This window comes from Candidatus Saccharimonadales bacterium (genome assembly GCA_035317825.1).
Classification (GTDB): domain Bacteria; phylum Patescibacteriota; class Saccharimonadia; order Saccharimonadales; family Saccharimonadaceae; genus DATHGB01.
The window spans coordinates 41,074-47,908 of the sequence record DATHGB010000012.1 but is presented as its reverse complement, the minus strand read 5'-3'; the positions used below and the strand labels follow the sequence as shown (position 1 = coordinate 47,908).

The 6,835-nt window shown below is 44.9% G+C and carries 9 protein-coding genes; 7 read left to right on the top strand and 2 right to left on the bottom strand.

The window, feature by feature from the left end; genetic code table 11:
• Window positions 1–702: transcriptional regulator (locus VK497_02615; GenBank protein ID HMI09268.1), on the top strand; the 702-nt coding region annotated here is incomplete at its 5' end.
• A 3-nt stretch (window positions 703–705) separates the two neighbouring features.
• Window positions 706–1,170, top strand: coding sequence for a nucleotide exchange factor GrpE (locus VK497_02610; protein ID HMI09267.1), 465 nt, complete (start codon window positions 706–708; stop codon window positions 1,168–1,170).
• A 3-nt stretch (window positions 1,171–1,173) separates the two neighbouring features.
• Here VK497_02610 and VK497_02605 read toward each other — a convergent pair whose 3' ends face one another.
• Entirely contained in the window at window positions 1,174–1,389 is a 216-nt protein-coding gene (locus VK497_02605) for an LPXTG cell wall anchor domain-containing protein (GenBank protein ID HMI09266.1), read from the bottom strand.
• Window positions 1,390–1,486: 97 nt separating this feature from the next.
• On the opposite strand from VK497_02605, the gene tatA reads away from it, so the two are divergent.
• The 5 genes from tatA to VK497_02580 all read left to right on the top strand — a co-directional run bounded on the left by tatA (window position 1,487) and on the right by VK497_02580 (window position 5,574).
• Window positions 1,487–1,708, top strand: a complete 222-nt coding sequence (tatA, locus tag VK497_02600) for a twin-arginine translocase TatA/TatE family subunit (GenBank protein ID HMI09265.1) — start codon at window positions 1,487–1,489, stop codon at window positions 1,706–1,708.
• Window positions 1,647–2,765: a twin-arginine translocase subunit TatC gene (tatC, locus tag VK497_02595; protein ID HMI09264.1), complete on the top strand. Its 1,119-nt coding sequence runs from the start codon at window positions 1,647–1,649 to the stop codon at window positions 2,763–2,765. Before tatA ends, tatC begins: the two co-directional genes overlap by 62 nt.
• A gap of 73 nt (window positions 2,766–2,838) precedes the next feature.
• Window positions 2,839–3,051, top strand: a complete 213-nt coding sequence (locus VK497_02590) for a hypothetical protein (GenBank protein ID HMI09263.1) — start codon at window positions 2,839–2,841, stop codon at window positions 3,049–3,051.
• A 186-nt stretch (window positions 3,052–3,237) separates the two neighbouring features.
• Window positions 3,238–5,127, top strand: a complete 1,890-nt coding sequence (dnaK, locus tag VK497_02585) for a molecular chaperone DnaK (GenBank protein ID HMI09262.1) — start codon at window positions 3,238–3,240, stop codon at window positions 5,125–5,127.
• Window positions 5,128–5,139: 12 nt separating this feature from the next.
• Window positions 5,140–5,574 (top strand): NUDIX hydrolase, encoded by a 435-nt coding sequence (locus VK497_02580; GenBank protein ID HMI09261.1) that lies wholly within the window; start codon window positions 5,140–5,142, stop codon window positions 5,572–5,574.
• Here VK497_02580 and VK497_02575 read toward each other — a convergent pair.
• Entirely contained in the window at window positions 5,566–6,672 is a 1,107-nt protein-coding gene (locus VK497_02575; GenBank protein HMI09260.1) for a hypothetical protein, read from the bottom strand. The two genes, VK497_02580 and VK497_02575, sit on opposite strands and share 9 nt — an antisense overlap.
• Window positions 6,673–6,835: the final 163 nt, after the last annotated feature.

The window sequence follows — 6,835 nt, the reverse complement described above, 5'->3', positions numbered from 1 at the left end:
GATCGTCAAATTGCCATTCTAGCGACTATTATTGAACAATATGCCGAGATTGCTGCCCCTGTCGGTAGCGTAACGCTGGCGAAGTTATTCGGTGTTTCAAGTGCGACAATTCGAAGCGAGATGGTTCGATTAGAGGAAATGGGCTTTATAGCGCAGCCTCACACAAGTAGCGGTCGTATTCCTACGGACCAAGGCTATAGATTTTATGTAAACACACTCACTGAAGCCCAAATTAACGAGGTGCCACAACTCGATCGCAGTGCGAGAGCGATTGATGCACGAGTGAACACTCATGGCGACCGAGCGGATAGGGCAATTCGTAGTGCCGTTGATAGTCTGGTAGATTTAACACAGAATCTAGGACTTGCGACAATCGGTGACGAACTATATATGAGTGGCATGGGAAACTTGTTTTCGCAGCCCGAATTTATGAGCGGTACCCACGCGCAGGCGGTCGCACGGTTACTAGATAACCTTGAGCCATGGCTTCGTGAAGCTGCACCAAATGAACCGCTCAATGTCTATATCGGAGCAGAGAACCCTATTGGCAAGACAAGCGGTGCAACACTTATCATTAGTCGTTTCCGTTCACCATATTCAGATCGAAGTTATATCGGCGTGCTTGGTCCGACCAGGCAAAGCTATGGCAGGGTTATGCGCCTTGTCCGTCACACTGGAGCAATGTTAGAGGAGGTTTTATAGATAATGGCAAAAAGTAAAAAACAAGAAGAGCTTGAACGGCAAGTTCTCGAGCTAACTCAGGATCTACAGCGCACAAGAGCGGATTTTGAGAACTATCGAAAGCGTGTCGAGATAGAAAAAACAGCTGCCCGCGACGGGGGACAAGCGAACGCTATTTTAAAGTTACTCCCCGTGATTGATAATATCGAACGGGCTGTTACCTATATGCCCGAAGAGCTAAAAGACAACAAATGGGCAAATGGAATCGCATCCCTTACGAAAAATCTTGAAAAATCACTCGAAAATTTGAATTTAAAACGAATCGAGTCAACACCCGGTACGGATTTTAATCCGGACCTGCATGAAGCCATCCAGTTTGACGAAGAAGCAGAAGGTGAGAAGGAAGTTATTGCCGAAGAATTACAAGCCGGGTACACTCTTAACGGACGCCCAGTTCGTCACGCTATGGTAAAGGTAAGTAAGAAATAAATTCTATTTAGCGCTACGAACCATACGGCGAATCAGAAGAAAAATACCTCCGATGAGCAGGACAGCACCTAGGACTAGCGGAATCCAGAAATCGACACCAGTATTCGCGAGTCCTCCGGATGTGTTGGCGCCGGTTGAACATGTCGCGCCATTACTATATGTGCCAGCACCATACGCATTACAGTTGTAAGTTGCTGCCGTATATGGTGATAGTTTCATGTTTATATCTCGATTAGATTCTTGCTTTTTTACTTCTTACGCTTTATAGTAGCAGTATATAGTAAGCATAGCGTTATCGCAAGTGAGGGAAGACAAGATGTCATCAGTTACATATTTTGGGGAGATTCTAGGATTAGGCACGCCAGAGCTAATCATTATCCTAGCAATTATTTTGTTGCTTTTCGGTGGAAGCAAATTACCGCAACTATCGCGAAGTATTGGTACGTCAATCAAAGAGTTGCGAAAGGGTGTGAGTGATGGCTCTAAGGAAGAAAAGAAGACATCAGTCCCAACCAAAGATACAAACAACCAAGCCTAATCGGGCAGTCGAAAGTCACGTAGTACAGACATTTACTGAGCACATTCGTGAACTTCGAAAACGGCTTTTTTGGTCTATTCTTGTTGGACTGGTAGCGGGTACTCTGGTATACACATACCATGATTTTTTCGTAAAATTAATTATGCAGCCCCTAAACGGGCAAAAGCTTATCTATCTTACACCTACGGGTGGTTTCTCGTTCATCTTTATGGTGACATTTTATGTGACTATCCTATTAATATTGCCGTTTTTGATGTATCAGCTCTACGCGTTCTTAAAACCTGCCATTCCAACACGGGCAAGAAACCTACCGCTTAAAGTTGTCCTAGCGGCAACTATCCTCATGGCGATGGGTGCGACATTCGGCTACCTTTATGCCGTACCAGGCGGGTTACGATTCTTAACGGAGTTTGCAAGCAGTTACGTAACACCATCGTTAACGGCAGAATCCTACTTGAGCTTCGTACTGGGCTATGTGTTTGGTATCGGCCTTCTTTTTGAACTGCCGCTTCTTTTGCTGTTTTGGCACTGGATCAGTCCGATTAAGCCAAAGGGGTTATTGAATTCGGAACGATACATAATTGTAGGTGCATTTATAGCTGCTGCGATAATTTCACCTTCTCCCGATGCGCTTAGTCAGACGATTATTGCAGTACCAATCATTATCGTGTATCAGTTTGGGGTAATATCCGTACTGCTTTCGATCAGAAAAGCACGCAAAGTGCAAAAAAAGGCAGCTCGGAATGAAGTTGTCATTCAACCAGCCCCAATTGATAATGAAGTAAAAGCTCCAGCCCTAGCCGTTACGCCCAAACCAGTTGTTGCTGCAGCTGAGAGTACTGTAGCTCCACCTCTTCCGCAGCAGCCACTAAGAAGAAAAGTTGTATCGATTGACGGTATGGTCGTGCGTTCATCTCGACCCGTAGCCCCAATGCACCACGCCTCAGTTGCTGCTCCCTCAGCCCCGGTCATAAATGTTACCCCGCGCTCTCAACCTCAGTTGCAAGTTCCAAACCGACGCCCACTTATTAGTGATTTTGGCCCAATGCGAGGATAAAATTTCTTGACAAGCGTAACCGTATTACGTAAGCTTGGTGTATACAAAAACAAAATAAAAAGGCAAGATCATTATGATGAAAGATGAAGTTGATTCTCTCTTAAAAAAACCGATGAACCGCTTAGACTTCCTTAAGCATGTCGGTGTTGGAATCGCAGCAATCACAGGAGCTGCTGTTGTTGTTAAGACAATGAATGGTCTGAGCACTTCGTCTAAAAACAAGCAAAGCCTTGGATATGGCAGTGCTGTCTATGGCGGCAAAAAAGATCAGCCAAAAGCAAGTTAAATTCTTGTTTTTGTCATAACCTGAGCCAGTAATACGGTTGTCTTGCATTTATTTATGTAAAATTGGCACTCGTTGACATAGAGTGCTAATTTTATTACAATCAAATATATTGGCAATCTAACAACTAGAGTGCTAAAATAATGATAGATATTTACAAATGATTCATAGTAAAAGGAGAGCAAATTAATGGGTAAAATTATCGGAATCGACCTCGGTACTACAAACAGCGCATTTGCGTACATGGTTGCAGGTAAACCAGAAGTTATCGCCAACGCCGAAGGCAATCGCACGACTCCAAGTGTCGTTGCGATCAACAAAAACGGCGAACGTCTTGTCGGTCAAGTCGCACAGCGCCAACGCGTGACAAATGCTAAAAACACTATCTATGGTGTTAAGCGCCTTATCGGTCGTCAGTTTGGTGACGACGAAGTCCAAAAAGATCATGACATTATGCCATACGAAATCGTCAAAAAGGGCGATGGCGTTGCTGTGAAGATGGGCGACAAAGAGTATACGCCAGAAGAAGTATCTGCAATGATTCTTTCAAAGATCAAGGCTGATGCAGAATCGTTCCTCGGTGAAAAGGTAACCGAAGCGGTTATTACCGTACCTGCCTACTTTAACGACAGCCAGCGCCAAGCTACCAAAGACGCTGGTAAGATTGCTGGACTTGAAGTGAAGCGTATCATTAACGAGCCAACCGCCGCAGCGCTTGCTTATGGCCTAGAAGGTAAAAAAGACGAGAAGATCGCTGTATTCGACCTTGGTGGCGGTACGTTTGACGTATCCATTCTAGAACTTGGCGATGGCGTATTTGAAGTGAAGTCAACTCATGGTGACACGCATCTTGGCGGTGAAGACTTCGATAACCGTATCGTTAATCACTTCCTTGACGTATTCAAACAAAACGAAGGCATTGATCTTAAGGGTGACAAAGCAGCAATGCAGCGTCTAAAAGACGAAGCTGAAAAGGCTAAAAAAGAGCTTTCAAGTACTCCCGAAACTGAAATCAACCTGCCGTTTATTACGGCTGACGCCGATGGTCCAAAGCACTTCGAATACAAACTGACTCGAAGTAAGCTTGAAGACCTAGTAAAAGACCTCATCGACCGGGTCGTTGAACCTGTCGAAAAGGCCATCAAAGACGCTGGTCTAAAAGCAAGTGACATTGACGAAATCGTCCTTGTTGGTGGTATGACACGTATGCCAGCAGTCGTAGAGAAGGTTAAATCAATCTTCGGCAAAGACCCGCTAAAGGGTGTTAACCCTGACGAAGTCGTTGCTGTCGGTGCGGCTATCCAAGGTGGTGTGCTTGCGGGTGACGTCAAAGACGTACTTCTACTGGATGTAACCCCACTTTCACTTGGTATCGAAACAATGGGCGGTGTAACAACCAAACTAATCGAACGTAACAGCACTATTCCTACCAGTAAATCTGAAACGTTTAGTACTGCTGCTGATAACCAGCCACAAGTTGAAATCCACGTGCTTCAGGGTGAGCGAGAAATGGCTACTGATAACAAATCACTTGGTCGCTTTATCTTAGACGGCATCGCGCCTGCACCTCGTGGTGTTCCTCAGGTTGAAGTTACCTTTAACCTTGATGCGAACGGTATCTTGAATGTTACCGCTAAAGACAAGGGAACTGGTAAAGAAAACTCAGTGACCATCCAAGACAGTGGCAATATGAGCAAAGACGACATTGAAAAAGCGCAAAAAGAAGCCGAAGCCCACGCTGATGAAGATAAGAAAAAGCGTGAAGCGGTTGATGCTCGTAATACTCTAGAAAACGCTATCTACCATGCTCAAAAAATGCCAGATGAATACAAAGACAAGATCAGCGATGACGACAAAAAAGTCATCACCGACGCTGTCGAAGAGGCTAAAAAGCACGAAAAGTCTGAAGACAAAGAAGAACTAGAAGCCGCCGCTAAAGCATTAAATGACGCCATCATGCCAATCGGTGCGAAGATGTACGAAGCTGCAGCAAAAGAGGAAGCACCTGCCTCTGGAGATGACAAAAAGGACGAACCTGTTGAAGGTGAAGTCGTCGACGAAAAGAAAGACGAAAAATAGGCTAATCGTTTTATGAAAACGAAAGAGCTCGCCGGAACTGTTATTTTTAACGAGAAAGGCGAGCTTTTGCTTATTCACCGAAATACTCCTCGCTTGACTCAATGGGAATTACCGGGTGGCAAACAAGAAGACGGCGAAACGTTAGAAGAAACAGCAAGACGGGAAACTCTTGAGGAAACAGGACTTACCGTGCGTGTTTTAAAGAACATCGGGGATGCACGTTTTGTGGATGACGGTGTTAATTGGAACTACACATGGTTCGTGGCAGAGATTATTGGATCAGATGTTCCAGCTTGCGCTGAACCTGAGAAGTTTGATGATATTGCCTACTGGGATTTAAATGAAGCTTCTCAAAGGTTGGATATTTCTATCAATATCGTTAACTTTTTAAAAGTTATTTACCCCTCAATTAACATAGTTACGATAAAACCACCTGCCTCACGCTAACTCAAGATATAGCGCGGCCCACACCATGCCAGGGTCACCCTTGTAGATCGGTGCGTAGTACCAACTGCCGTCTTTGTTCAGCATCTCGGGGAAAGAGCCATGTTTTTCAATCATACCTTTTGAGAATTTCTCGAGCTGCTGCTTGTATTCTGGCCGGCCGTAGCGTTTTAGAAGATGCAAATAAAACACACCGTGCCAGCTCCATAGCGTCTCCTCTTGGTAGTTTGGCATAAAAGGCTTGGTCATCCACCAATGGTATTGAAAGGCTTTAGGTTGTTTTGTGTATATAAGCGGGAAGGGTTCGTTCAGTTTTTCTTGGTTAATGTAGTCGAATGTCACCCCTGCCATTGCTTCGTCGTCTATGACCCCTAGGAAGAAAGGGAACAGCGCGCATTCCGCGCTGAACGCGTTTGTCCTTCGGTCTGCATTAAAATATTGCCCGTTCCAATAACGACTCAGTAATTCTTCTTGGTATTGCAGTAGCTCATAAGGAAAGCCTTGAAGCTGGAGCACCTCAACGCAATATGCCATGCGGGCGATTAGCGTGACAGCATAGGCGCTTCGGTCATATATAACCGCATCGCGCATCTCGGCGAACTTTATTGGCCGTACATACCCAGCCGTATCAAGGTATTTTTTGCAGTAACGGTCTAGCTCGCCCGCGAGAAACTTCCGCTCAGACATGTTTAGATCATAGTTACTTACAACGAGACTGTGTAGTAGCCAAGGTAGCGAATCGACGGCATGGCCTGGGGCTTCAAAACAGTTACCGGCTTTATCGATACATGTCGTAACCCTACCAGCTCGACGGTAGTGCAGCAGTGCCCATCTAAGCGTATGTAGGGTATGTTTTTTGTAGCCAGTATTCACAAGTGACTGGGACACCGTTCCAAAGTCGCGCATCCAGAAAAAATCGAAATGGCCAAGGCTTGTACGATAAAAATCACCTTCCCATAGTTTTTCAACGATCTGACGGCAAATTTCGGCAGCGCTACCTTCTAGCCGTGGAATCTTGGTAAAATAGCGGTTAACAAGTTGTCGTTTCTCTGCCCGCAGCGTTCCAACAATACGGCCGATATTTCGAATAAAGAATTTCATCTTATGGTCAGTATAGCGTGAAAAACGACGAATAAACAATATTTTGTTTGCTAACATAAACATCATGTGTTATAAATAACTTATGATCACTTGTAAATCATACCAATCTGAAATGAATAAGGACGGCACGTTCGGCGGCATTTCTTTTGGCATGGCTTATCTT

What these genes read in the sequence shown, in the direction of transcription:
- VK497_02610 (HMI09267.1), top strand. Translation starts at nt 706, where the DNA reads ATGGCAAAAAGTAAAAAACAAGAAGAGCTTGAACGGCAAGTTCTCGAG.
- VK497_02605 (HMI09266.1), bottom strand. Translation starts at nt 1,389, where the DNA reads ATGAAACTATCACCATATACGGCAGCAACTTACAACTGTAATGCGTAT.
- tatA (HMI09265.1), top strand. Translation starts at nt 1,487, where the DNA reads ATGTCATCAGTTACATATTTTGGGGAGATTCTAGGATTAGGCACGCCA.
- tatC (HMI09264.1), top strand. Translation starts at nt 1,647, where the DNA reads ATGGCTCTAAGGAAGAAAAGAAGACATCAGTCCCAACCAAAGATACAA.
- VK497_02590 (HMI09263.1), top strand. Translation starts at nt 2,839, where the DNA reads ATGATGAAAGATGAAGTTGATTCTCTCTTAAAAAAACCGATGAACCGC.
- dnaK (HMI09262.1), top strand. Translation starts at nt 3,238, where the DNA reads ATGGGTAAAATTATCGGAATCGACCTCGGTACTACAAACAGCGCATTT.
- VK497_02580 (HMI09261.1), top strand. Translation starts at nt 5,140, where the DNA reads ATGAAAACGAAAGAGCTCGCCGGAACTGTTATTTTTAACGAGAAAGGC.
- VK497_02575 (HMI09260.1), bottom strand. Translation starts at nt 6,672, where the DNA reads ATGAAATTCTTTATTCGAAATATCGGCCGTATTGTTGGAACGCTGCGG.